Origin of the sequence: Martinezella lusitana (genome assembly GCF_016901135.1) — a bacterium.
Lineage (GTDB): Bacteria > Pseudomonadota > Alphaproteobacteria > Rhizobiales > Rhizobiaceae > Rhizobium > Rhizobium lusitanum_D.
Window position 1 is genome coordinate 342,843 of the sequence record NZ_JAFEVL010000020.1, and the last position, 23,112, is coordinate 365,954.

Genomic DNA, 23,112 nt, shown 5'->3' on the forward strand with positions numbered 1-23,112 from the left:
GAGGGGAAAGGTTTCGTTGACGCCTTATGGCGCATCTTGGGTTGTAAACGCGGTAAATCCAAAGTTTTACTCAAATAATTAGATCAAGAATCCGCAAGTGGAGATGGGCATGTCCCTGACTGCCGCAGTCGAGGCGGGCGTATTGCGCCGGTATGCCAGCGACCAGATTGTCACTCTCGCCAAACTCGTTATCGAAAATGCATTCCAGCCGATCGTGGAGGCCGGCACCGGCACTGTTTTCGGCTATGAATCCCTGATGCGCGGACAGGAGCGCATCGGTTTCGACAGCCCGGTCGATATACTCGACGAAGCCGAGCGCACCGGCCAGCTTTTCGGGCTGGAACAGATGGTCACAAGCCGCGCACTGGCGAAATTCGCTACCCTGCCCAATGCCGTTGCCGCCACTCTTTTCCTCAATCTCGATGTCCGGTTGATCCCGCAGGGCGTCGCGCTGGTCGACGGCTTGCTGCAGCATATGAGAAAGGCGGGTGTCGCCCCTTCCTCCGTCTGCTTCGAGTTTTCCGAGCGCTTCGACAATACGAGCGTGCCCGAGTTCCGTGATCTGGTTGCCCGGATGCGCAATGCGGGCTTCAAGCTGGCTATCGACGATTTCGGCGTCGGCCACGGCGAAATGAAGCTTCTGTCCGATTATCCCGTCGATTACCTGAAGATCGACCGGCATCTCATCGTCGATATCGATCGCAGCGTCCGCAAGCGCCACATTCTCAGAAACCTCGTCAATATCGCCTATGTCCTCGGTACGCGCGTCATTGCCGAAGGCATCGAAACCGAGGCGGAGTTCCTGACCTGCCGCGAATTCGGGGTGGATCTCGTCCAGGGTTGGTTCATTGCTCGCCCGACGGTTTTGGTCAATGAACTGAAACAGAGCTTCCCGCATTTGCAGGACCTTGGCAAAACGATGCGCAACAGCCAGTCCCTGGATGAAATTCTCATCCGCAAGCAGATCGAGGTGCTGCCGACCATTCGCGAGAGCGACAGCATCGACAGCGTCTTCGAGCTCTTTCGCCGCAATCCGCGCCGGGCCTATTTCCCTGTCGTGAACGCCAATGACGAGCCGCGCGGCATCATCCATGAATACCAGCTCAAGGAATACATCTATCAGCCCTTCGGCCGCGATCTCCTGAAGAACAAGGTCTACGAGCGCTCGATCTCGCATTTCGTCGAGATGGCGCCGATCGTCGGCCTCGATTCCGATGCCGATACGCTGATGGCGATCTTCGCCAATATGGAAAGCAGCGATTGCCTGATCGTCACCGAGGGCACGCATTATGCCGGCATTGTTTCGGCAGCGTCGCTGATCAAGGTCATCAACGAGAAACAGCTCAAGATCGCCCAGGATCAGAATCCGCTGACCGGCCTGCCTGGCAATCGGGCGATCCACGATTTCATGCAGGGTGCCGGCCGCGACGGTGATGAGGTCAGGCACTTCTGCTATTGCGATTTCGACAATTTCAAGCCGTTCAACGATGCCTACGGCTTTCATCTCGGCGATCATGCCATCTCGCTGTTCGCGGCGCTGATGCGCCGCTATTTCTTCGCCGAGCGCAATTTTCTCGGCCATGTCGGCGGCGACGATTTCTTCATCGGCGTCACCGGCTGGAGCAGGGAAGAGCTTCGCGAAATCCTGGACCGGCTGCTTGCCGATTTTCATGCCGATGTTCTCGATCTCTATTCGGCCGAGGACCGGGCGGCCGGCCGCATTCGCGGTCATGACCGTAGCGGCGTCGAGGCCGAGTTCCCGCTGATGCGCTGCTCCATCGGCATCCTGCAACTGCCCGAAGGTTTGGTGATCGACAATATCAACCGCGTCAGCACCTCCATCGCAGGCATCAAGACGAAGGCAAAGGAGAGCGCCGCCGGCGTCGCATTGCTCAGTCTGGCCGAGACGAATTGACGCCCTCCCACATTCGCTCCTTTTCAAGCGTCCTGCGCTAAACTATCTCCACTGCTTTACTGGAGAGGAGAATGTGCCATGCCCTTGCCGTCTGAAATGCGTTTCGTGGATCTGCCGTCTTTCGGCGGACCCGAGGTCATGATCATTGCCCGGAAGCCTCTGCCGGCTCTGAAAGCGGGCGAGATCCTCGTGCGTGTCGAAGCTGCCGGCGTCAACCGGCCTGATGTGGCGCAGCGGCAGGGCACATATCCGCCCCCGAAGGATGCCAGCCCAATACTGGGTCTCGAAATAGCCGGCGAGGTCGTCGACGTCGCCCCCGGCGTCAAGGAGTTCGCCATCGGCAACAACGTCTGTGGCCTCGCCAATGGCGGCGGCTATGCTGAATATTGCGTGCTGCCGGCCGGTCAGGCACTGCGGTTTCCGAATGGCTATGATGCCGTGCGCGCCGCGGCGGTCCCCGAAACCTTCTTCACCGTATGGGCCAATCTCTTCCAGATGGCCGGCCTTACCGAAGGCGAAAGCGTGCTGATCCATGGCGGCTCCAGCGGCATCGGCACGACGGCGATCCAGCTTGCTCGCGCTTTCGGCGCGACGGTCTACACGACGGCCGGATCGAAAGAAAAGTGCGAGGCGTGCGAGAAGCTCGGCGCGAAGCGGGCCATCAATTACAGGCAGGAAGATTTCGCCGAGGTCATCAACGCGGAAACGGCCCATGGCGTCGATATCATCCTCGACATGATCGGGGCTGCCTATCTGGAGAAGAATCTGGCGTCGCTCGCCCGCGACGGCTGCCTCTCGATCATCGCCTTCCTCGGCGGCGCCGTGGCTGACAAGGTCAATCTGCAGCCGATCATGGTCAAGCGCCTGACGGTGACCGGGTCGACCATGCGCCCGCGCACGGCAGAGGAAAAGCGGGCCATCCGCGACGACCTTGTCTCCCAGGTCTGGCCGCTGCTGGACGAGGGCACGATTGCCCCCGTCATTCATCGGGTATTTGCCTTTGACGATGTGATCGAGGCGCACCGGCTGCTGGAGACCAGCAACCACATCGGCAAGATCATGCTGAAGCTGGCTTGATCGTGACGGACATGGCGATGGCGATCAGGCCGGGCAGCGCCATCAGCGCGTAGAGCCAGGTCGCCGCCGACAGGCTTCCGGCTATGCCGCCCGGATGGGTCAGTCCCGCGCCGTTGACGATGACGCCGGCGAGCGCCGCACCGAATGCGCCGCCGAGCGACTGGACCATCGAGATCGCTGCCGATGCCTTGTCCTGCTCGGTGCGCCTGGCGATGCCGATGATCCTGGTGACGAGATGCGCCCAGCCGAGGCCGACGCTGAAGCCCATAAGGAACATGGCGACGACGGCGGGCGCGAGCTGTAGAAGATCGCCGAAGGAAGCAGTGGTCGCCATGAACGGGATCAAGGATGCGGTGGCGGCTGTTTCAAGGATACAGCCGGTTACGATGGCGACGGCCGCCTGCCTGCCCGAAAACGAGGCGCTGAAGAAAGCCCCGATCGTCCAGCCGAGCGCCACCAGCGCAACGAGATAGCCCGAGACCAAGGGCGTAACGCCATGCAGCGTCTGCAGGAAATAGGGGATGTAGATGTCGCTCGTCAGCACCAGCATGAGTGTGAACATCGTCAGATAGAGCCGCGAGATCGGGTTGGCGAGCATGACGGTGCCATATGGAAGCAGCCGTGTATCGCTCTTGCGCTCGATCAATACCATCGCCGTCACGAGCAGGATCGAAACGGCGATCAACACGATTTTATAGGATCCATGCTCACTCGTGCCCGCGATGCTGACCAGCAGGACGGCGGCAAGCAGAAGCACAATCTGGATAAGCGGCGTCTTGCCGTCCGCCCGGTCGTCGGCGACGCTTGGCAGCAGCCACCGCGCCGAAAGGGTCATCACGACGGTCAGCGGCACAAGGATGATGAAGGCCTCGCGCCAGGCGCCTCCGCCGGCGAAGATGCCGCCAAGCGTTGGCCCGAGTACCGTCGCCACGCCCCAGATGGCAGCATAGAGCGTGGAGGCTTTACGCCATAAGGGTGGGGGATAGACGAAACGAATGAAAGCGTAAGCCAGGCCGGACAGCATGCCGGCTCCATAGCCCTGCACGGCGCGGCCGACCAACAGCGCCGGCATTGACGGCGCGGCGGCGCAAATCAGGCTTCCTGCGCCGAAGGTGAGCGCTGCCGCAACATAGACGCTGCGCAAACCCATGCCCCGCGGCCGGATTGCAACGGTGATCGACCCTAGCACGCCGGCGGCGACGAAGAGCGTCGTCATCCAGGAGAACAATTCGAGGCCGCCAATATCCCGAACGATCGAGGGGGCGATAGTCGCGGTGATGTAGGATTCGACGGCGTAGAGCGTGACGCCACCGCCGAGCATCAGCGTCGCGGGCAGGAGCCTTGGCGAGAACAGTGTGAAGAGGGAGGCGGGTTCGGGTGGCACGGTGTTTTCGATGCTCGACATCGTTGATCCTCGGCATTTTCCCTAGTGGATGATTATTTTCCAAGTTATAAATTGGAAAATTGCATGACCACCAAATTAAAACAAGTTATAACTTGGAAAATGAATTGATCGCTGATTGAGTTCTGAATTTGATCCGACCGCGGCATCGGACCTGCTGTCGCGACGAAAGGATCGGAGCCGTCTCGGCTGCGGCCTTTTTGAGGGCGGTCGATGTCATCGGAGATTGGCAATCCGGGGTGCAGCGGCTATCACTGGCCAACTAGCAAATCAGAGGCTGCATCCCGTCATGTCCAATCCCGTCTGCGTCGAAGTCACCCGTGGTGCCCTGGTCGAAAGCCGCCATCGCGGCTCCGTCGTTGCGGTCGACGGAGAGGGGAAGCTGGTCTTTTCGGTCGGCGATATCGAACGGGGCGTGTTTCCGCGCTCCGCCTGCAAGGCGATGCAGGCTTTGCCGCTGGTCGAAAGCGGTGCCGCCGATGCATATGGTTTCGGCAACAGGGAGCTGGCGCTCGCCTGTTCCTCCCACAATGGCGAGGATGAGCATGTCGCGCTCGCCGCATCCATGCTCGCCCGCGCCGGTCGCGATGTCGGCACGCTCGAATGCGGCGCGCATTGGTCTTCCGATCTGAAGACAACAATCCATCAGGCCCGCACCATCGACAAGCCGACGGCGCTGCACAACAACTGCTCGGGCAAGCACGCGGGCTTCGTCTGCGCCTGCTGTCATCAGGATATCGATCCCAGAGGCTATGTCGGCTACGACCATCCGCTGCAACAGCAGATCCGCGATACGATGCAAAGCCTGACCGGGGCGGTTCTCGGCCATGACAATTGCGGCACGGACGGCTGCTCGATCCCGACTTATGCAGTGCCGCTCAAGGGGCTCGCGCACGGCTTTGCCAGGATGGCGACCGGCGTCGGCCTGGAGCCGTTGCGCGCCAAGGCGTCACGCCGGCTGTTCGAGGCCTGCATGGCCGAGCCGTTCTACGTCGCCGGCACCGACCGCGCCTGCACGAAGCTGATGCAGATCGCCCCTGGCCGCATTTTTGCCAAGACCGGCGCCGAAGGTGTCTTTTGTGCCGCGATCCCCGAGCAGGGCGTCGCCATCTCAGTCAAATGCGATGATGGCAATAGTCGCGCGGCTGAAGTGATGGTGACGACGGCGCTTGCCCGCTTCTTCGAAAAGGATGGCGAAGTTCATGCCGGCCTCATGGCCATGGCCAATAGGGCGTTCAAGAATTGGAACGGCATCCATGTCGGGAATATCAGGCCGGCGGCGGCTTTGACGGCGTAGTATTCCCCAGCCGATTTCGCTCGATTTTCGTTCTATTCGGCCGGCATGTGTTGCCGCACGACCCTGTATTCCTGCCAGATGAGAACCATGACCACCAGGTCGAAGACGGTGAGGATGATGAGCCCTATGCCGTGCGTGTCGGTGAAGCGATAGAGCTGGTAGGCAATGAAAAGCGCCAAAGCCACCAGCGATGCCGGGTAGGCCCACATCTTGCCTCTGAGCAAGCCGATGACGAGCAATACCTTCACCAACCCGTGGCTCAATAGGTAATAGGCATAGAAGTTCTTGGTGCCGACGGAGAAATCCTGCGCCCAGGCGAGTAGGTGCGTCGCAATGAAGTCCTTCGGATCGTTGAGGAGTTCAGGCTGTGTGATCCTGTTCGCCAGCCGAAGGATCGACTCGGTGCTGACGAGCGCAAGGACGATGCCGCCGATACATTCGATCAGTGCATGTGCTCCCTTCAACAGGACGCTGATTTCGAAGAGCTGGTGAATTCGGCGTTCGTTCATATGCGATCGTGACCCCTATGGGACGTTCTTGGTCGGCCTGATCGGCGGCCGTCATGAAACGCACCGATACCCGGCCGGCATAGGATCAATCTTCGGCCGGATCATGATCATTGCGAAGCAATTTCCAATGCCGCATTTTTTCCGGCCGTTGAATGGTGGCACTTTCATCACGCCATCAAGAGAGAAACCTCCGCATCGCGATAGGGCGCCAGGCATTCCTCGGGGACATCGGACGCTACGATTAACCCGGAGACGCCCGTCATCGGCAGGATTTGGCAAGGGGAGGCCGCGTCCAGCTTCTCGCGCGTTGCCAGCACATAGGTTTCCGCCGAACATTGCGCGATATGCCGCTTGATGGCGGCCTCCTCGAAGTCACCGGTCGAGAATCCGCGAGCGGGATGGATGGCGGTGACGCCGAGAAAGAACATGTCAGGCCTTATCGAAGCGATCGCCGCCATGGCCACCGCGCCCGTCGCTACCATCGAATGCTTGTAGAGCTTGCCACCGATCAGGATCACATCGGCGGCGGGATGATGTTCCAGCTCGCCGGCGATGGTCGGGCTGTGGGTGACGATGGTGACGGCGAGATCCTTCGGAAGGTGGCGGACAATCTCGGCGTTGGTGGTGCCGCCATCGAGAAACACGGTCTGGCCCGGACGAACCATCTTGGCCGCATAGGCGCCGAGCCGACGTTTCTCATCCGAAGAAACGCTTTGCCGGGCCGAGAAGTCCGGCAGGTCGGGCGAGAGCGGCAGCGCGCCGCCATGCACCCGCTTCAGCAGTTTTTCCCCAGCCATTTCCCGCAGGTCCCTGCGGATCGTGTCCTCGGAGAGGCCGAGATCATCGGCCAGCACCTTGGCGATGACTTGGCCGTCACGGCGCAGAATATCGAGAATGAGGGCTTTTCTCTGGCTGGTCAGCATGTCTGTTTCCGCACGATAATTCATGAATTTTCGTGAATATATCAGAATCGATTCGACATTCAAGAAAATATGCGCATATTCGTGCAAATTCCTGCAGTGAGCAGGAGGAAAAAGGAGATGTGACATGTTGATCCTGATCGCCGGGCCGTATCGCTCCGGCACCGGGGATGATCCCGCGAAAATGGCCGAGAATCTCAAGCGGCTGGAAGCACCGTCCTATGCTCTGTTCAAGGCCGGACATCTGCCTGTCATCGGCGAGTGGGTTGCCTTGCCGGTCTGGCATGGCGCCGGCGGCAAGAGCATCGGCGACGACCTCTATGAGGAGATCTTCCATCCGACTGCCGGTCGCCTGTTGCAGCTTTGCGAGGGCGTTTTGAGATTGCCGGGCGATTCCAAGGGCGCCGACAATGATGTTCGCATCGCCCGCGAGCGCGGCATTCCCGTCTGGTTCAAGCTGGAAGACGTGCCCGGCTGCACCTGATCGCCGGCCGCCCATCCTCGTGATCCGATGTCATGGGGATGGGCATGCCAGCTTGATCGATCAAAACCTTTTGTAGCGGCTATCAACGCCAGCCACTTCCGTATTTGCCCGGTTGCCTTTAGCTTTCCGCGGAGTCGAACCGAGGAAGAGAATATGCTGACACTCTATTTTGCACCCGGAAGCTGCGCGCTCGCCAGTTTGATTGCCCTGGAAGAGTCGGGTCTTGCCTATGAGCCCCGGCGCCTCATCCTTGCCAACGGCGATCAGCGCCAGCCGGAATATCTCGCCATCAACCCCAAGGGACGGGTTCCGGCGCTGGTGACCGACAAGGGCGTCATTACGGAAAATATTGCGATCATGACCTATATCGCCCAGATCGCGCCCGCGGCAAAACTTGCGCCGCTCGACGATCCCTTTGAATTCGCTGAGATGCAGGCCTTCAACAGCTATATCGCCTCCACCGTCCATGTGAACCATTCGCACAAGGGGCGCGGCTATCGCTGGACCGACGATGCGGCAGCAATCGAGACGATGAAGGCAAAAGTGCCGCAGACCATGGCCGAAAGCTTTGCATTGATCGAAGACAAGATGCTGAAGGGTCCTTGGGTCATGGGCGAGCAGTATACGGTCGCCGACGGCTATCTCTTCACCATGGAAAACTGGTTGCCCGGCGACGGCGTCGATCGCGATCGTTTCGCGAAGGTCAGCGCTCATTATGCCCGCATGCTTGAGCGCCCAGCCGTTCGGAAGGCGCTTGCCGTCGAGCAGGGCTGATCACATCTGGCGGAATGCCGCCAGAAGCTTCTTCGGGGCGCGGTACTGCCACGCCTCGATCAAGCGCTGCTGCAGTTCCTCGTCGCCGATCGCGGTAATGCGCAGGGGCAGGGACGGCCAGCCGACATAGTGATCGGTCTGAAAATAAATCTCCGGCGCCATCTCCATCAATTGCTCCTTGCGGTCGATGGGGATGGCCAGCACGACGGTCTCGTTGTTCTTGACCGTGACGAATGCTTTGCCGCCAACTTTGAAGGCGGGCAGGCCATAATGCGCACCAGGTTCGACGCCCGGCAGCTGCGCCCGCGCGACGAGCTGCTGCAGGCGGGCAGCGATGCTATCCATGTCGACAGGTGAGGTCATGCTCGTGCCGGGGATATAGAGTCTCTCTTACGCGCATTCTTCCGGCTGAATGATCCGTTTGTCCATAGGACGCCCCAGATTTTCCGGCATCAGCGGCAGATCGGCCAACTCCTCGAGCGACATGGCCGCAAGCGTTGGGTGTTGCAGCGGATCGTCTTCCGGTTTGCGATCCTCATCCAGCAAGTGACTGAAGAAAAGCTTCAATATAGACATGTCATGCCTCCTTGGATCTCCGCATCGATGCAACCATGAGGGCATCAGCCGGGCGGGCGGCGGCAGTTTTCAATTCCATGCTGCAATAATCGCGCCTATGCCCGCTTTATGCAATTGAGAATGACGAGATGCTGATATAGATATTCTATATGAAGAATCTCAACAGCGTTCATCTGAATGGTCTTCGCGCCGTCGAGGCGGTCGGCAGGCTTGGCTCCTTGCAAGCCGCCGCTGATGAGCTCGGGGTCACGATCGGCGCCGTCAGCCAACAGGTCATCAAGGCCGAGGCGCAGCTGGGCCGGCCGCTGTTCGAGCGCGCACCCAAGGGCATGACGACCACGGAGACAGGGACTTCGGTGCTGGCGCGGCTTCGGGAGGGATTTCAGGCGCTGTCGGCCGCAGTCGCCCTTGCGCAGCACAGGGACGACAATATTCTGACAATTTCAGTTGCGCCGGTTTTCGCTGCTCGTTGGTTGGTATACCGGCTTGATCGCTTCGCCAGCCGCCATCCGGATATCCGCCTGCGTATCGATGCCACCACACAGCTGGTCAACCCCGCAACGTCGGATGTCGATATCGGCATCCGGGTCGGCAGCGGGCATTGGTCGGGCGTCAAGTCCGAGCTGCTGCTGGCGCAGGAAATCTTTCCGGTCGTCACGCCGCAGATCGCCGCGACGCTTCGCGAACCCGCCGACCTGTTGAAAGTGCCCGTAGTCATCGACGGACACGCGATGTTCAAATGGGATGTCTGGCTTCGCGAGGCTGGGCTCTCCGGCCGCTGCATGGAAGAGCGGCACGTCTTCAACGACGCGTCGCTCTGCCTCGATGCTGCCATGGCGGGGCAGGGTGCGATGCTCGCCTGGCAGACGCTGGCAGCCTATGCGCTGGAGCAAAAGTGCCTCGTCGACCCCTTCGGCATCCGCGCCAGAACCGGCTTCGGCCATTATTTCATCACCGCCGAAGGTGCGCGCGAGGCGAAGAAGGTCACTGCCTTCAAGGCCTGGATCCGCGAGGAGATGGAAGAGAGCATGCGTCTCTTCCAATAGCTGGAATATCAGACCGGCTCCTTGCCGCGTGACGCCTGCATGGCCTTGTAGCCGTCGCGTGACTGGCAGCGTTCGATCCAGGCTTTCACCTGCGGATTGTTGTCGAAGAGTTCCTGTTCCGTCTGCGCATAGCGCAGCACTTCCGCCAGGTTGAGATCGGCGGCAGTGAAGCGGTTTCCGACGAGGTAATCCTGATTTTGCAGGTGCTTTTCCAGCACATCCAGCGGCTTTTTCAGCGAGCGGCAGGCAACCGCGATACCGGCCTTACCGGGCTCGCTATTCTCCTGGGCATTGTCATAGATGCGGACGATCGCGACGCTGTAGGGCTCGACTTCGGTCGCGGCCCACATGGTCCACATCGACATCATGCCTTCCTCTTCGACCGTCTTGCCGGCGAGCGGGCCGCCATATTTGCGGGCGAGATAGAGGTTGATGGCAAGCGATTCATGCATGATGAGGTCGCCGTCCTTGATGCAGGGGATCATGCCCATCGGATTGACGGCCAGAAACTCCGGCGACATCGTGTTGATCGGGGCATCGGCGGCAAGCGGATTGGCGACACGGCCAGCCTGGATGACCGGCACGGAGTTGAACTCGATGCCGATCTCCCTAGCCATCCAGTAGTTGCGCGATGCACGCGAGCGATAGACGCCATAGATCGTCAGCATGTCGTTCTCCCGAGTTTTTGAGTCGAGCGAGGTTATTGGCGGGTACTGGCGAAAGGAAGGGGTATCCGCTGATATCCGGATCAAAGCTTGTGATGGATGGGGGGTGTCGGGGCCGCCCCGTCCTTCGAGGCATTTCTGCGCTGTGCTCCGAAATGCACCTCAGGATGAGGCGGGGCTAGCCTTACGGCTTGCAGTGAAAAGGCAGGGTGATGTTGGAGGCTAGCTGCGAAGGACCAGCCCTCACCCTGAGGTGCGGAGGCTGCAAGCCGGAGCCTCGAAGGGCGAGGGCGGATGGTGGGCGCCGGAGACAAGCACGAAAATATCCGCAAGCCGCCCGAAATCTTTGCAAATCATGCTGCCGATGCCCAGCCTTCGTTCGGAAATTAGTGACCGTGCATGTTACATTCGAGTCGTGGTTTCATTGGATGCGGTAGGAGGCATTCGGTGAAAACGCATATGCGCAATCGGTGACTGCGATCTCGGGAGGAGAGCAGATGCTTGCAACCAGCGTATCGCTAGACGACAAATATACCGCAGAGGACGGCCGGGTTTTCATGACCGGCCTGCAGACGCTGGTGCGACTGCCCATGACCCAGATGCGGCGTGACCACGCCGCCGGTCTCAATACGGCAGCCTTCATTTCAGGCTATCGCGGCTCGCCCCTCGGCGGTTACGACCAGCAGCTCCTGAAAGCCAAGACTTACCTGGACGCCCACGACGTTACCTTTCAGCCCGGCATCAATGAAGATCTTGCGGCCACCGCCGTCTGGGGCACGCAGCAGGTCGGCCTATCGCCTGGTGCGCGCAAGGATGGCGTGCTCGGCATCTGGTACGGCAAAGGCCCCGGCGTCGACCGCTCCGGCGACGTGCTGAAACATGCCAACGCTGCCGGCACATCGAAGCACGGCGGCGTCCTCTGCTTTGCCGGCGACGACCATTCCGCCAAGTCCTCCACCATTCCGCACCAGACCGACCATGATTTCATGTCGGCCGTCATTCCGGTCCTCTATCCCTCATCCATTCACGAATTCCTCGAATACGGCCTGCTCGGCATCGCCATGTCACGCTATTCCGGCTGCTGGGTCGGCATGAAGTTCATCGCCGACACCGTCGAGACGACGGCTGCCGTCGATCTATCGAGCGAAAGGCGGCAATTCGTGCTGCCGACCGATTTCGAGCTGCCGCCCGGCGGCCTCAACCTTCGCTGGCCCGATCCGCCTCTGGTGCAGGACGATCGTCTGCAGACCTACAAGGCCTATGCCGCCATCGCCTTTGCCCGCGCCAATCGCGTCGATGAAGTGACCCATGACGTGCCCAATGCCCGGTTCGGTATTATCTCCTCGGGCAAGGCCTATGAGGATGTGCTGCAGGCGCTGCGCGAGCTGGAGATCGGCCCGAAGGAAATGGCCGCGATCGGCCTGCGCATCCTCAAGGTCCGCATGCCCTGGCCGCTGGAGCCGGAGGCCGTGCGGCATTTTTCCGAGGGGCTGGACGAGGTGCTTGTCGTCGAGGAACGGCGCGAGATCATCGAAAATCAGATCAAGCAGCAGCTCTTCAACTGGCGCGCCGATGTCCGCCCCCGCATCGTCGGCAAGTTCGACGAACACGACAAACCCTATCTCAGCCTTTCGGCCGCACTGACCGTAGGTGCTGTCGCCAGAGCCATCGCGGGGCGCATCGTCAAGCTCGATCTCGATCCGTCGTTGCACGACCGCATCGCTGCCAAGCTCGCCTATCTCGCCGAGCGCGGCCAGATCAGCCGCAGCCATGTCGCGCCGGTGAATCGCACACCGTTCTTCTGCTCCGGCTGTCCGCACAATACGTCCACCCGTGTTCCCGAGGGCAGCCGCGCCATCGCCGGCATCGGTTGCCACTACATGGTCACCTGGATGGACCGCAACACCGAGACCTTCACCCAGATGGGCGGCGAGGGCGTGCCCTGGACGGCGATTGCCCGCTACACCGACGAAAAGCACATGTTCGTCAATCTCGGCGACGGCACCTATTTCCACTCCGGCATTCTCGCCATCCGCCAGTCCGTCTCCGCCAAGGTCAACGTCACCTACAAGCTGCTCTATAACGACGCTGTCGCGATGACCGGCGGACAGCAGATCGACGGCTATCTGACGCCGGAGCTGGTGACGAAGCAGCTGCATAACGAGGGCGTCACGCCGATCTACCTGCTCTCCGACAATCCCGGCGTCTATCGTGCCTCCGAGCTCGCGCCTGGCGTCAAGGTATTGCACCGCGACCATATCGATCAGGTGATGCTGACGCTGCGCGAGACGCAGGGCTGTTCGGCGATCGTCTATGTCCAGACCTGTGCGGCGGAAAAGCGCCGCCGCCGCAGTCGCGGCCTGATGGAGGATCCGGCCAAGCGCGTCTTCATCAATCCGGCCGTTTGCGAGGGCTGCGGCGATTGCTCGGTGCAATCCAACTGCATTTCCGTCGAGCCGCTGGAGACGGAGTTCGGCCGCAAGCGCCAGATCAACCAGTCGAGCTGCAACAAGGACTTCTCCTGCGTCAAAGGCTTCTGCCCTTCCTTCGTGACGGTCCATGGCGGCAAACGCCGCAAGCGGAAGGCGCTGGAACATGCGGATGTTGAAGTGCCGATGCCGGAGATCCCCGTCATCGGCGAACGGCCGTGGAATATCGCCATTGCTGGCGTCGGCGGCACCGGCATCCTGACCATCGGCGCCATTCTCGGCATGGCCGCCCATCTCGATGGCAAGGTGCCGATGATCCTCGACATGGCCGGCCTCGCGCAAAAGGGCGGCGCTGTCATGAGCCATCTGCGTATCGGTCTCAACCAGGCTGATGTCACCTCGTCGCGTATCGTCAATGGCGGCGCCGATCTGCTGTTATCAGCCGACGAAGTGGTCGGCGCGTCCAAGGATGCGATCACGCTCTGCTCTTCGATGCGCACCACGGCCATCGTCAATACCGGCCTGATGCCGGTCGCCGATTTCGTCCGCAACCGCGATTTCGATTTCAAGGTCGGCTCGGTGCAGCATGCGATCGCCAAGACCGTGAGCGATAAATCCGTCTTCCTCGATTTCGGCCATGTTGCCACCGAGGTCACCGGCGACGCCATGTCGACCAATATCATGCTGACCGGCTTTGCCTGGCAGCGCGGCTTGTTGCCGTTGTCGCTCGAAGCGATCGAAAAGGCGATCGAGCTCAACGGCGTCGCCGTCAAGGCCAGCCTCGCTGCCTTCCATTGGGGCAGGCTTCTCGCCCATGATCCGCAATCGGTACACGACATGATGGCCGAGCCGGAGACTGGCAAGACGCTGGCGGACATGAGCCTGGATGAACTCATCAAGCACCGCAAGGCGCATCTGATGGCCTATCAGAATGCTGCGCTTGCCGATCGCTATGCCGCGTTCGTCGCCCGCGCCAACGCCCTGGCCGCAAGGGAGCGCCTTTCGGACAAGGTGCCCTTCGCCGTTGCCGTCACCTATGCGCGGGTGCTCGCCTATAAGGACGAATACGAGGTGGCGCGGCTTCTGACCGATCCTGCCTTTGAAGCGCATCTTCGCGACGAGATGGAAGGCGATTTCAAGCTGGCCCTCAATCTCGCCCCGCCTATCCTTGGCGGCAAGGATCCGAACGGCCGGCCGAAGAAGCGCGAATTCGGTGCCTGGATTCTGCCGCTGCTGCGCATGCTTGCGCCGATGAAACGCCTGCGCGGCACGGCCCTCGACCCCTTCGGCTACATGGCGGAGCGCCGGCTGGAGCGCCGCCTGATTGCCGAATATGAGGGGATCGCCGGGCGTGTGCTTGCGGGCCTCAATCACGACAATGAGGCGGAAGCCCTTGCCATCCTCTCATTGTTCGATGAGATAAGAGGCTTCGGCCCGGTCAAGGAGGAGGCTGCCCGAAAGATCATGGCCAGGATTGTCGACAAGCTGAAGGCCTATGAGGCGCCGCGGGAGAAGCAGCATGTTCCGGCCGACGCGGCCTGACGGCTTCCGGGCGGATATGAAGCAGACATATCCATAGATGCGTTTGGGAAGTAGGGGAGGAGAAGCCGGATGTTTGAAGGGGGATTGAACTTCGCGCTTGGCGAGGAGATCGACGCGCTGCGCGACCAGGTGCGCCGCTTTGCCGACCGCCGCATTGCACCGTTTGCCGACGAGATCGATCGCAACAACAGTTTCCCGACGCATTTGTGGCGGGAGATGGGCGAACTAGGCCTGCTCGGCATTACCGTCGATGACGCCTATGGCGGCGCCGGCCTCGGCTATCTCGCGCATACCGTTGCCATGGAAGAGATCAGCCGCGCCTCCGCCTCCGTCGGCTTGAGTTATGGCGCCCATTCCAATCTCTGCGTCAACCAGATCCACCGCAACGGCACGACGGAGCAAAAGGAGCGCTACCTGCCGAAGTTGGTTTCCGGCGAGCATGTCGGCGCGCTTGCCATGTCCGAGCCTGGCTCGGGATCGGACGTGGTGTCGATGAAGCTGCATGCCGAAAAGCGCGGGCGCGGCTACGTGCTGAATGGCACCAAGATGTGGATCACCAACGGCCCGGACGCCGATGTCCTCGTCGTCTATGCCAAGACCTCGCCAGATGCCGGACCGCGCGGGATCACTGCCTTCATCGTCGAGAAGGGCTTTGCTGGTTTCTCCGTCGGCCAGAAGCTCGATAAGCTCGGCATGCGCGGCTCGAATACCTCGGAGCTGATCTTTCTCGATTGTGAAGTGCCCGAGGAAAATGTGCTCGGCCAGGTCGATGGCGGCGCTCGCGTGCTGATGTCGGGCCTCGATTATGAGCGCGTCGTACTATCAGGCGGCCCCGTCGGCATCATGGCGGCTTGCATGGACGTCGTGCTGCCTTACCTGCATGAGCGCAAGCAGTTCGGCCAGTCGATCGGCGAGTTCCAGCTCATGCAGGGCAAGCTTGCCGACATGTATGTGACGATGAATGCCGCCCGCGCCTATGTCTATGCGGTCGCCGCCGCCTGCGATCGCGGCGAGACGACCCGCAAGGATGCGGCCGGCTGTATTCTTTACTCCGCCGAAAAGGCGACGGCCTTGGCGCTCGAATGCATCCAGGCACTCGGCGGCAATGGCTATACCAACGACTATCCGGCCGGCCGGCTGCTGCGCGACGCCAAACTCTACGAGATTGGCGCAGGCACCTCCGAAATCCGGCGCATGCTGATTGGCCGCGAATTGTTTGCCGAAACTGCCTGATTGCGCAATTCCATTCCCATTAACGGTGAAGCCGCATGACCGTCCTGAAATCAGAGATATCGACGCATACGGATCGCTTCAGGGACAATCGTGCCGCCATGCTGGAGGCGATCGGCGTGGCGGAAGCTGCAGCCCTGCAGGCGGCGGAAGGCGGCGGGGCGCCGGCGCGTGAGCGTCATGTCAGCCGGGGCAAGATGCTGCCGCGCGACCGGGTGATGGGACTGATCGATCCCGCAACACCGTTTCTGGAGATCGGCACGACGGCAGCCCATGGCCTCTATGGCGGCGACGCACCGGGAGCCGGCCTGATCGCCGGCATCGGCCGGGTCTCCGGCCGCGATTGCATGATCGTCTGCAACGATGCGACGGTCAAAGGCGGCACTTATTATCCCGTCACGGTGAAGAAACATCTGCGAGCGCAGGAGATCGCGGCGGAAAACGATCTGCCCTGCCTCTATCTGGTCGATTCCGGCGGCGCCAATCTGCCGAACCAGGATGAGGTCTTTCCCGATCGCGATCATTTCGGCCGCATCTTCTACAATCAGGCCAATATGTCGGCGGCCGGCATTCCGCAGATCGCCGTGGTCATGGGTTCCTGCACGGCAGGCGGCGCCTATGTGCCCGCCATGTCCGACGAGGCCATCATCGTCGAAGGGCAGGGCACGATCTTTCTCGCCGGCCCGCCCTTGGTCAAGGCAGCGACCGGCGAGGTTGTTTCGGCCGAAGATCTCGGCGGCGGCGATGTCCACACGCGCCTTTCCGGCGTTGCCGACCACCTGGCGCGCGACGACGCGCATGCGCTTGCTCTTGCCCGGCAGGCGGTCGCCAATCTTAATCGCCGCAAGCCTGTCACCGTCGAGCTGCTTGCGCCTGAGCCGCCGCTTTACGATGCGGAGGAAATCCTCGGCATCGTCCCCTCCGATCCGCGCACGCCCTATGACGTCCGCGAGGTGATCGCCCGCATCGTCGACGGCTCGCGCTTCGATGAGTTCAAGGCGCGCTACGGTGCGACGCTGGTCTGCGGCTTTGCCCATGTCCACGGCATTCCCGTCGGCATTATCGCCAACAATGGCGTGCTGTTTTCGGAATCGGCGCTGAAGGGCGCGCATTTCGTCGAGCTTTGCTCGCAGCGCAAGATCCCGCTGGTCTTCCTGCAGAACATCACCGGCTTCATGGTCGGCAGAAAATACGAGACGGAGGGCATCGCCAAGAACGGTGCCAAGCTGGTGACGGCGGTAGCGACAACGAAAGTGCCGAAGATCACCATGCTGATCGGCGGCTCCTTCGGCGCCGGCAATTACGGCATGGCTGGCCGTGCCTGTTCGCCGCGCTTCCTCTGGACCTGGCCCAACAGCCGCATCTCCGTGATGGGCGGCGAGCAGGCGGCCGGTGTGCTTGCAACGGTGCGCGGCGAGGCGCTGGCCCGTGCCGGCAAGCCCTGGACGAAAGAGGACGAGGCTGCCTTCAAGGCGCCGACGCTGAAGATGTTCGAAACCCAGAGCCATCCACTCTATGCCTCGGCCCGACTTTGGGACGACGGCATCATCGATCCGCGCAAGAGCCGCGATGTCTTGGCGCTGTCGCTTTCGGCCGCGCTCAATGCGCCGATCGAAGACACACGCTTCGGCTTGTTCAGGATGTAAGGAGATTGAGATGAAACGCGATGCCATCAATGCCAAGAACGCGCCGCAGCCGCGCGGCGGCTATGCCCAGGCGGTAAAGCTCGAGAATTTCGAGAAACTGCTGTTCATCAGCGGCCAGATTCCGACGAATGCCGACGATACGCTTCCCGAGGGATTCCAGGCCCAGGCCCGCCAGGTCTGGCTTAATATCGATGCCCAGTTGAAAGCGGCCGGCATGGGCAAGGCCGATATCGTCAAGGTGACGACCTTTCTTGCCGACCGTCATCACACGATGCAGAACCGCGAGATCCGCAGTGAATATCTGGGTTCGCTCACGCCGGCCATGACGGTGGTGATAGCAGGTATTTTCGATACGGCCTGGCTGCTCGAAATCGAGGTTATCGCCGCGCAATAGGGACTGTCGATGTTTTCGAAGATACTGATCGCCAATCGCGGGGAAATCGCCTGCCGGATCATCCGCACGGCAAGGCGCCTGGGCGTTCGCACGGTCGCCGTCTATTCGGATGCGGATATCGGCGCGATGCATGTGGGGCTGGCCGATGAGGCCATCCATATCGGCGCGGCCGCCGCCGGCGAAAGCTATCTTTCGAAGGAGAAGATCATTGCCGCCGCCGAGCGGGCCGGCGCGGAAGCCATTCACCCCGGCTACGGCTTCCTCTCGGAGAATGCCGATTTTGCCGATGCGGTGGAGAAGGCTGGTCTGGTCTTCATCGGCCCGTCGCCGGCCTCGATCCGGGCCATGGGTCTCAAGGATGCGGCCAAGGCACTGATGGAGCGGGCCGGCGTGCCGGTCGTTCCCGGCTATCATGGCGAGATGCAGGAGCCGGGCTTTCTGGCCGAGCAGGCTGATGGGATCGGTTTTCCGGTGCTGATCAAGGCGCGGGCGGGCGGCGGCGGCAAGGGCATGCGCCGCGTCGACCGGCCGGGGGATTTTCCGGATGCATTGGAAGCGGCGCGGCGCGAGGCGAAATCGGCCTTCGGCGATGAGGCCGTGCTGATCGAGAAATATCTGCTACAGCCCCGCCACATCGAAATCCAGGTTTTCGGGGATAGCCAGGGCAACGTCGTGCATCTCTTCGAACGCGATTGCTCGCTGCAGCGCCGGCACCAGAAGGTGATCGAGGAGGCGCCGGCGCCCGGCATGACGCAGGAGATGCGTAGCGCCATGGGCGAGGCGGCGGTGCGGGCGGCAAGGGCTATCGACTATCGTGGCGCCGGCACGGTGGAGTTCATCGCAGATGTCTCCGACGGACTGTCTCCGGATCGCTTCTTCTTCATGGAAATGAATACCCGCCTGCAAGTCGAGCATCCCGTCACTGAGGCGATCGCCGGCGTCGATCTGGTGGAATGGCAGTTGCGTGTTGCGAGCGGCGAGCCGTTGCCGAAGACGCAGGACGAACTCAGCATAAACGGTTGGGCCTTCGAAGCGCGCATCTACATCGAAGACCCGTCGCGTGGCTTCCTGCCGGCAACCGGCACGCTGTCGCATCTCCGCTTTCCCGAAGGCGATGTCCGCCTCGATGCGGGCGTGCGCGAGGGGGATAGCATCACGCCGCACTACGATCCGCTGATCGCCAAGCTGACGGTCCACGCGCCGGATCGTCCGGCTGCGCTTGCCAGGCTGACGAGGGCTTTGGAGCAGACGCAGGTGGCGGGAACCACCACCAATCTCGATTTCCTCATCCGCCTCAGCCGCCAGCCGGATTTCTTCGCCGGTCATCCGGATACGGGGCTGATTGATCGGGAAGCAGAGGCCCTGACATCGGCGCAACAGCCTGACGATGCGGCGCTCGCTATCGCAGCCATTGTCGAGGCAGGCGGCTTTGCCCGGCCCGATGGAAGTGATCCCTGGCGCGCGCTCGGCGCCTGGCAGCTCTGGGGCGAAATGAGCCGGCCCGTCACGCTGCATTTCGGCAGCGGGCAGACGAATTGCCGCGTGATCGCAAAAGGTGGGCAATTTTTCAACGTCGCTTTCGATGATCGCACCATTCCGGTCCGTCTCCTGGCAAATGGTGGTGGCGCCTGCCGTGTCGAGATCGACAGCCGGCAATCGAGTGTTGATATCTTCGAAGCGTTGAATGGCATGACGCTGTTCCTCGATGGACGCACGCATCATTTCCATCGTCCCGATCCGTTGGACGGTGCGGAAGAGGCGGCCGCCGGCGGCGATCGGCTGATTGCCCCGATGCCGGGCCTCGTCAAGATCGTCCGCGTGCGGGAAGGCGATGCGGTAGCGAAGGGGCAGGCGCTGATCGTGATGGAAGCCATGAAGATGGAGCTGACGCTGACGGCGATGCGCGACGGCGTCGTGGAGAGCCTGCATATCGGCGAGGGCGATCAGACAAGCGAGAGCGCCGTGCTTCTGCTGCTCCGCCCGGAGGATACGGCATGATTGAGGAACTCTCCAACCATGTCACGATAGTCGAGATGGCACCGCGTGACGGCCTGCAGAACGAAAAGCAGCCGATCGATACGGCAAGCAAGATCGAGTTGGTGAACCTGCTCTCCGATTGCGGTTTCGAGCGCATCGAGGTCACCAGCTTCGTCAGCCCGAAATGGGTGCCGCAGCTTGCCGATGCCGCCACCGTCATGGCCGGGATAGAGCGCAGACCAGGTGTGCGCTATGCGGCGCTGACACCGAACATGCAGGGTTTCGAGGCGGCCCTTGCGGCCGGTGCCGGCGAAGTGGCGATCTTCGCGTCCGCGTCCGAAACATTCTCCATGCGCAATATCAATTGCTCCATAGCCGAGAGCATCGAGCGTTTCCGGCTGGTGGCGGCAGCGAGCCGCGATCACGGCGTTCCGCTGCGCGGCTATGTCAGCTGTGTCGTCGAATGCCCCTATGAAGGGCGGGTGCCGCCGGAGAAGGTTGCCGATGTTGCCTGGCAATTGCGGGCGCTGGGCTGCTATGAAATCAGCCTCGGCGATACGATCGGCAGGGGCACGCCGGAGGCTGTCGACAGGATGCTTGCGGCGGTTCTGGGCGAGCTTCCTGTCACCGCGCTGGCTGGCCATTTTCATGACACGTCCGGGCGAGCGCTCGACAATATCGCCGTCGCCTTGGAGCGTGGCCTGCGGGTGTTCGATGCGGCCGCCGGCGGCCTCGGCGGCTGCCCCTTCGCACCCGGCGCAAAAGGCAATGTCGATACGGTGGCCGTGCATGACTATCTGGTTTCGCGCGGCTTCCGGACTGGCCTTGACGAAGAGAAGCTCGCCCGTGCCGCCGCTTTCGCACGAAGCCTGAGGAGTGCCGCATGATATCGAAAACGATCCATGTCCTCGTCGATGAGCGTGGTGTCGCCCAGCTGACGCTGGCGCGCCCGGAAAAGCACAACGCCCTGTCGGCAGAGATGATCGATGACTTGACCGCTGCAATCCATGATCTCGGCCATGACAAAACTGTCCGGGTCGTCGTGCTTGCAGGCGAGGGGGCAAGCTTTTGCGCCGGCGGCGATCTCGGCTGGATGCGCGCCCAATTCGACGCAACGCGCGCCGGGCGCATGGTTGAAGCCCGCCGGCTGGCTATGCTTTTCAAAGCATTGAACGAATTGCCCAAGCCGCTGGTCGCCCGCGTTCACGGCAATGCCTTCGGTGGCGGCATCGGCATCCTCAGCGTTTGTGACATGGTGATTGCCGCGTCCACGGCACGCTTCGGTCTGACGGAGGTGCGCCTCGGCATCATCCCCGCCACCATCAGCCCCTATGTTGTTGCCCGCATCGGCGAGGCAAATGCCCGTCCGCTCTTCCTCTCGGGCAAGATCATCGATGCCTGGCAGGCGCATGCCGCCGGCCTGCTTTCCCGTGTCGTCCCCGAGGAGTCGCTGGACGAAGCCGTCGGGGCGGAAGTCCGCCATTTCCTCGCCGCTTCCCCGCAAGCTGCAGCCCGTGCCAAGGCGCTGGCTCGCTCGGTCGGCAGGCCGATCACCGATGGCATGATCGATCACGTTGTCGAGCAGCTGGCGGATGCGTGGGAAAGCGAGGAGGCGAAAGAGGGTGTGACTGCCTTCTTCGAAAAGCGACCGCCGAACTGGCGAGAGGCCTAGACGACCCTGTTACGCTCGATGGTCAGTTGCGGGAACTCGCTGTTTCCCGCCGCCAGGTCGCCGGAAGCTGGCTTGTCCCAGCGAAAGCCCATGATCGCGCCTTTCTCCATCTCCTGGAAGAGATTGTCTGAGATGAGCGCCGAGCCGGCGCCATCCGCCACCGATACGACGCAGCCGATGCCGGCATGGCGGATGATGTTGCCCGTGGCGACCACGTTGCGAAGATAGGGCCCCCAGCCGAGCTTCAGGCCCCAGAGCGGTGCGTTCTCGATGATGTTATCGGCAACCAGCGTGTCGGCCTCGGCTGATATCCCGATGCCGAAGCCGCTTTCCTGAGCGTAAGGGGCCGTTAGCGACAGGTTGCGGACGATATTGCCCGTCACGGTGGCGAGCCGGCCGCCCTTGTCGAAATTGGCAACAGCAATGCCGTTTGCCGCGCCGTCGATCAGGTTGTTGTTGATGACGGCGCCTTCGAATTCGAATTCGCAGAAGATCGCCGTCTCGCCGGAGCGCAGGCATTGATTGCCCGATATCTGGACGTTCGATGCTGAATTGGCACGGATCGCGGTGAAGGCGCTATCGGCAATACGGTTGCCGGAAACCAGCACGCCGTCTGCGCGGAAAACGTTGATGCCATTGCCGTTCTGGCCGGTGCCGCCGCTATTGGCGCCGATGCGGGCTATGCGGTTGTCGGTGACGCTGCTGCCATCCTCGGCCTTCTCCCAGCGATGGATGAGGATACCGCCATTGCCGCAATCCTCGACGCTATTGCCAGTTACCGTCAATCCGGCCGATTGGACGGAATAGATGCCGGCCTCGGCGGCCCCTGATATGCGGCTGCGCTCGATCCGGCCGCCGCAGCGCTCCAGTTGCAGCGCATGCTTGCGGCTGCCGGCAATCAAGCAATTGTCGATCAGCACCTCGTCGACGCCGGTGAATTGCAGGAGACCGCCGGCATAATCGGCAAGCCAGCGATTGCCGCCATCGAACACGATGCCGGACAGCTCGATGTGCCTGGCCTTGTCGACGTTCATCAGGTGGCCGTCACCACCATAGACGAGGCGTGTGGCGCCGGGCACGCCGGTGATGCGGGTATTATCAGGCAGCGTCAGGTTCGAGACGGTGTAGTTGCCCGGCGGCAGGAGGAGAGGCATGTTGTTGCGCGCGGCATTGTCGATCATCGCCTGCAGCTTGCCGCTCTTGATATCGCTGGTGCCCGGTGTCGCCTTGTAGGCAATAGCGTCGATCGGGCCGCGCAGCTCGGCGCCGTTCATCTTCGCAAGTGGGGCAGCGAAGATACGGGGCGCAAACAGGCCGGCGGCGGCAGAAGCGGCCACAGAGGCGATGAAGGCGCGGCGCTGGATCATTGCGAACTCCCGAAACAACACTCTGTAAGCAGAAATCATGCCACGCGCATCTGTCTCGTTTTGGCACGTAAGCAGCGCAGAATCGGCGACTTGGAAGCTTTCATCTTGCGCGTCGGGCCTGCGCTTATTGTTTCGTTTACCGATCCGGCTCGGACGATGGCTGGAATTCGATCGGTTCGCGCTATGGGCG

General features: G+C 61.7%; 20 protein-coding genes. 13 read left to right on the forward strand and 7 right to left on the reverse strand.

Features of this window, described 5'->3' with window-relative positions; genetic code table 11:
* Positions 1-109 precede the first annotated feature (109 nt).
* Together JTP94_RS08825 and JTP94_RS08830 are read left to right on the forward strand one after the other, a co-directional pair.
* Entirely contained in the window at positions 110-1,915 is a 1,806-nt protein-coding gene (locus JTP94_RS08825) for a GGDEF domain-containing protein (protein ID WP_204850136.1), read from the forward strand.
* Positions 1,916-1,993: 78 nt separating this feature from the next.
* Positions 1,994-2,992 carry an NAD(P)H-quinone oxidoreductase gene (locus JTP94_RS08830; protein WP_204850137.1) on the forward strand — a complete coding sequence of 333 codons (999 nt, stop codon included), beginning with the start codon at positions 1,994-1,996 and terminating at the stop codon, positions 2,990-2,992.
* Here the strand turns inward: JTP94_RS08830 and JTP94_RS08835 are convergent.
* Entirely contained in the window at positions 2,973-4,397 is a 1,425-nt protein-coding gene (locus tag JTP94_RS08835; protein WP_204850138.1) for an MFS transporter, read from the reverse strand. The genes JTP94_RS08830 and JTP94_RS08835 overlap by 20 nt on opposite strands.
* A gap of 286 nt (positions 4,398-4,683) precedes the next feature.
* Between JTP94_RS08835 and JTP94_RS08840 the strand changes: the two genes are divergently transcribed.
* On the forward strand, positions 4,684-5,691 hold the full coding sequence (locus tag JTP94_RS08840) for an asparaginase (protein ID WP_204850139.1): 1,008 nt from the start codon (positions 4,684-4,686) through the stop codon (positions 5,689-5,691).
* Between the two features lie 32 nt (positions 5,692-5,723).
* Here the strand turns inward: JTP94_RS08840 and JTP94_RS08845 are convergent, their stop codons facing one another.
* Together JTP94_RS08845 and JTP94_RS08850 are read right to left on the reverse strand one after the other, a co-directional pair.
* Entirely contained in the window at positions 5,724-6,200 is a 477-nt protein-coding gene (locus JTP94_RS08845; RefSeq protein WP_204850140.1) for a DUF2127 domain-containing protein, read from the reverse strand.
* Between the two features lie 167 nt (positions 6,201-6,367).
* The gene (locus JTP94_RS08850; protein WP_204850141.1) at positions 6,368-7,123 is read right to left on the reverse strand and encodes a DeoR/GlpR family DNA-binding transcription regulator; all 756 of its coding nucleotides are present in this window, start codon (positions 7,121-7,123) and stop codon (positions 6,368-6,370) included.
* 124 nt (positions 7,124-7,247) lie between these two features.
* On the opposite strand from JTP94_RS08850, the gene JTP94_RS08855 reads away from it, so the two are divergent.
* Both JTP94_RS08855 and JTP94_RS08860 read left to right on the forward strand, forming a co-directional pair.
* A complete protein-coding gene (locus tag JTP94_RS08855; protein ID WP_204850142.1) occupies positions 7,248-7,604 on the forward strand; it encodes a DUF4406 domain-containing protein in 357 nt (118 codons plus the stop codon).
* A gap of 153 nt (positions 7,605-7,757) precedes the next feature.
* On the forward strand, positions 7,758-8,378 hold the full coding sequence (locus JTP94_RS08860; RefSeq protein WP_204850143.1) for a glutathione S-transferase family protein: 621 nt from the start codon (positions 7,758-7,760) through the stop codon (positions 8,376-8,378).
* On the opposite strand, the gene JTP94_RS08865 is transcribed toward JTP94_RS08860, so the two are convergent.
* Together JTP94_RS08865 and JTP94_RS08870 are read right to left on the reverse strand one after the other, a co-directional pair.
* Complete coding sequence (locus tag JTP94_RS08865; protein WP_204850144.1) at positions 8,379-8,741, reverse strand: MmcQ/YjbR family DNA-binding protein; 363 nt, start codon at positions 8,739-8,741, stop codon at positions 8,379-8,381.
* Positions 8,742-8,768: 27 nt separating this feature from the next.
* Positions 8,769-8,954, reverse strand: a complete 186-nt coding sequence (locus JTP94_RS08870) for a hypothetical protein (RefSeq protein ID WP_204850145.1) — start codon at positions 8,952-8,954, stop codon at positions 8,769-8,771.
* Positions 8,955-9,103: 149 nt separating this feature from the next.
* Here JTP94_RS08870 and JTP94_RS08875 point away from each other — a divergent pair, with 149 nt between their 5' ends.
* Positions 9,104-10,000, forward strand: coding sequence for a LysR substrate-binding domain-containing protein (locus tag JTP94_RS08875; RefSeq protein ID WP_204850146.1), 897 nt, complete (start codon positions 9,104-9,106; stop codon positions 9,998-10,000).
* 8 nt (positions 10,001-10,008) lie between these two features.
* Here the strand turns inward: JTP94_RS08875 and JTP94_RS08880 are convergent, their stop codons facing one another.
* Positions 10,009-10,668, reverse strand: a complete 660-nt coding sequence (locus JTP94_RS08880; protein WP_204850147.1) for a glutathione S-transferase family protein — start codon at positions 10,666-10,668, stop codon at positions 10,009-10,011.
* 494 nt (positions 10,669-11,162) lie between these two features.
* Here JTP94_RS08880 and JTP94_RS08885 point away from each other — a divergent pair, with 494 nt between their 5' ends.
* The 7 genes from JTP94_RS08885 to JTP94_RS08915 all read left to right on the forward strand — a co-directional run bounded on the left by JTP94_RS08885 (position 11,163) and on the right by JTP94_RS08915 (position 21,555).
* Positions 11,163-14,636 carry an indolepyruvate ferredoxin oxidoreductase family protein gene (locus JTP94_RS08885; protein WP_204850148.1) on the forward strand — a complete coding sequence of 1,158 codons (3,474 nt, stop codon included), beginning with the start codon at positions 11,163-11,165 and terminating at the stop codon, positions 14,634-14,636.
* Positions 14,637-14,705: 69 nt separating this feature from the next.
* Positions 14,706-15,869: an isovaleryl-CoA dehydrogenase gene (locus JTP94_RS08890; RefSeq protein WP_204850149.1), complete on the forward strand. Its 1,164-nt coding sequence runs from the start codon at positions 14,706-14,708 to the stop codon at positions 15,867-15,869.
* A gap of 35 nt (positions 15,870-15,904) precedes the next feature.
* Complete coding sequence (locus tag JTP94_RS08895) at positions 15,905-17,512, forward strand: carboxyl transferase domain-containing protein (protein WP_204850150.1); 1,608 nt, start codon at positions 15,905-15,907, stop codon at positions 17,510-17,512.
* Between the two features lie 10 nt (positions 17,513-17,522).
* Positions 17,523-17,906 carry a RidA family protein gene (locus tag JTP94_RS08900; RefSeq protein ID WP_204850151.1) on the forward strand — a complete coding sequence of 128 codons (384 nt, stop codon included), beginning with the start codon at positions 17,523-17,525 and terminating at the stop codon, positions 17,904-17,906.
* Between the two features lie 9 nt (positions 17,907-17,915).
* Positions 17,916-19,904 (forward strand): acetyl/propionyl/methylcrotonyl-CoA carboxylase subunit alpha, encoded by a 1,989-nt coding sequence (locus JTP94_RS08905; protein ID WP_204850152.1) that lies wholly within the window; start codon positions 17,916-17,918, stop codon positions 19,902-19,904.
* On the forward strand, positions 19,901-20,770 hold the full coding sequence (locus JTP94_RS08910; RefSeq protein ID WP_204850153.1) for a hydroxymethylglutaryl-CoA lyase: 870 nt from the start codon (positions 19,901-19,903) through the stop codon (positions 20,768-20,770). Before JTP94_RS08905 ends, JTP94_RS08910 begins: the two co-directional genes overlap by 4 nt.
* Positions 20,767-21,555 carry a crotonase/enoyl-CoA hydratase family protein gene (locus JTP94_RS08915; RefSeq protein WP_204850154.1) on the forward strand — a complete coding sequence of 263 codons (789 nt, stop codon included), beginning with the start codon at positions 20,767-20,769 and terminating at the stop codon, positions 21,553-21,555. Before JTP94_RS08910 ends, JTP94_RS08915 begins: the two co-directional genes overlap by 4 nt.
* On the opposite strand, the gene JTP94_RS08920 is transcribed toward JTP94_RS08915, so the two are convergent.
* On the reverse strand, positions 21,552-22,922 hold the full coding sequence (locus JTP94_RS08920; RefSeq protein WP_204850155.1) for a TIGR03808 family TAT-translocated repetitive protein: 1,371 nt from the start codon (positions 22,920-22,922) through the stop codon (positions 21,552-21,554). The genes JTP94_RS08915 and JTP94_RS08920 overlap by 4 nt on opposite strands.
* Between the last annotated feature and the right edge of the window lie 190 nt (positions 22,923-23,112).

Excerpts from the sequence above, each read along its gene's own strand:
- JTP94_RS08825 (WP_204850136.1), top strand. The coding sequence starts at position 110 with ATGTCCCTGACTGCCGCAGTCGAGGCGGGCGTATTGCGCCGGTATGCC.
- JTP94_RS08830 (WP_204850137.1), top strand. The coding sequence starts at position 1,994 with ATGCCCTTGCCGTCTGAAATGCGTTTCGTGGATCTGCCGTCTTTCGGC.
- JTP94_RS08835 (WP_204850138.1), bottom strand. The coding sequence starts at position 4,397 with ATGTCGAGCATCGAAAACACCGTGCCACCCGAACCCGCCTCCCTCTTC.
- JTP94_RS08840 (WP_204850139.1), top strand. The coding sequence starts at position 4,684 with ATGTCCAATCCCGTCTGCGTCGAAGTCACCCGTGGTGCCCTGGTCGAA.
- JTP94_RS08845 (WP_204850140.1), bottom strand. The coding sequence starts at position 6,200 with ATGAACGAACGCCGAATTCACCAGCTCTTCGAAATCAGCGTCCTGTTG.
- JTP94_RS08850 (WP_204850141.1), bottom strand. The coding sequence starts at position 7,123 with ATGCTGACCAGCCAGAGAAAAGCCCTCATTCTCGATATTCTGCGCCGT.
- JTP94_RS08855 (WP_204850142.1), top strand. The coding sequence starts at position 7,248 with ATGTTGATCCTGATCGCCGGGCCGTATCGCTCCGGCACCGGGGATGAT.
- JTP94_RS08860 (WP_204850143.1), top strand. The coding sequence starts at position 7,758 with ATGCTGACACTCTATTTTGCACCCGGAAGCTGCGCGCTCGCCAGTTTG.
- JTP94_RS08865 (WP_204850144.1), bottom strand. The coding sequence starts at position 8,741 with ATGACCTCACCTGTCGACATGGATAGCATCGCTGCCCGCCTGCAGCAG.
- JTP94_RS08870 (WP_204850145.1), bottom strand. The coding sequence starts at position 8,954 with ATGTCTATATTGAAGCTTTTCTTCAGTCACTTGCTGGATGAGGATCGC.
- JTP94_RS08875 (WP_204850146.1), top strand. The coding sequence starts at position 9,104 with ATGAAGAATCTCAACAGCGTTCATCTGAATGGTCTTCGCGCCGTCGAG.
- JTP94_RS08880 (WP_204850147.1), bottom strand. The coding sequence starts at position 10,668 with ATGCTGACGATCTATGGCGTCTATCGCTCGCGTGCATCGCGCAACTAC.
- JTP94_RS08885 (WP_204850148.1), top strand. The coding sequence starts at position 11,163 with ATGCTTGCAACCAGCGTATCGCTAGACGACAAATATACCGCAGAGGAC.
- JTP94_RS08890 (WP_204850149.1), top strand. The coding sequence starts at position 14,706 with ATGTTTGAAGGGGGATTGAACTTCGCGCTTGGCGAGGAGATCGACGCG.
- JTP94_RS08895 (WP_204850150.1), top strand. The coding sequence starts at position 15,905 with ATGACCGTCCTGAAATCAGAGATATCGACGCATACGGATCGCTTCAGG.
- JTP94_RS08900 (WP_204850151.1), top strand. The coding sequence starts at position 17,523 with ATGAAACGCGATGCCATCAATGCCAAGAACGCGCCGCAGCCGCGCGGC.
- JTP94_RS08905 (WP_204850152.1), top strand. The coding sequence starts at position 17,916 with ATGTTTTCGAAGATACTGATCGCCAATCGCGGGGAAATCGCCTGCCGG.
- JTP94_RS08910 (WP_204850153.1), top strand. The coding sequence starts at position 19,901 with ATGATTGAGGAACTCTCCAACCATGTCACGATAGTCGAGATGGCACCG.
- JTP94_RS08915 (WP_204850154.1), top strand. The coding sequence starts at position 20,767 with ATGATATCGAAAACGATCCATGTCCTCGTCGATGAGCGTGGTGTCGCC.
- JTP94_RS08920 (WP_204850155.1), bottom strand. The coding sequence starts at position 22,922 with ATGATCCAGCGCCGCGCCTTCATCGCCTCTGTGGCCGCTTCTGCCGCC.